Raw genomic sequence first — 608 nt, 5'->3', positions numbered from 1 at the left:
CACTTTGTCGAACGCAAAGTGCCGATCAAAGAAATGGCGCGCGAACTTGGTCGTCATCGATCGACGATTTACCGTGAGATCAGGCGCAACACCTTCCACGATCGCGAGCTGCCCGACTATAGCGGTTACTTCCCGACCGTTGCTGACGATATCCGCAAAGAGCGGCGGCAGCGTTTGAGGAAGCTTGTGCGGCACCCGCAATTGCGCGAACTGGTGATCGAGCAGCTGAAGGCACTTTGGTCACCGGAACAGATTGCCGGTCGTCTGCTCGCCGATGGCGTGAGCGCCGTGCGGGTCTGCACCGAGACGATCTATCGCTTCATCTATGGCAAGGAAGATCAGGCGCTGGAACTCCATCAGCATCTGGCGGAAGGCCGCCGCAAACGCCGCCCCCGCGGCTCGAGGAAACCCCGCGACGGCACTTTTCCTGCTGCCTGCAGGATATCGCAACGTCCTGATTTCATTGGTAATCGTTCGCAGTTCGGTCACTGGGAAGGCGACTTGTTGATCTTCCAGCGTGACTTGGGCAACGCCAACGTCACGTCCTTGGTTGAACGCAAGAGCCGCTACACCGTCATGATCAAGAACCACAGCCGGCATTCACGACC

1 protein-coding gene is annotated in these 608 nt (G+C 58.4%); it reads left to right on the top strand.

Annotated features, from left to right (window positions below; genetic code table 11):
* Positions 1-608, top strand: a 608-nt coding sequence (locus AC6CIG_RS29675) for an IS30 family transposase (protein ID WP_498324383.1), incomplete at both ends; no start/stop codon positions are given.

The sequence above is a fragment of the Sinorhizobium sp. GQ132 genome (assembly GCF_059758575.1).
The sequence above is the reverse complement of the archived record's forward strand: the minus strand, read 5'-3'. Positions and strand labels throughout refer to the sequence as shown.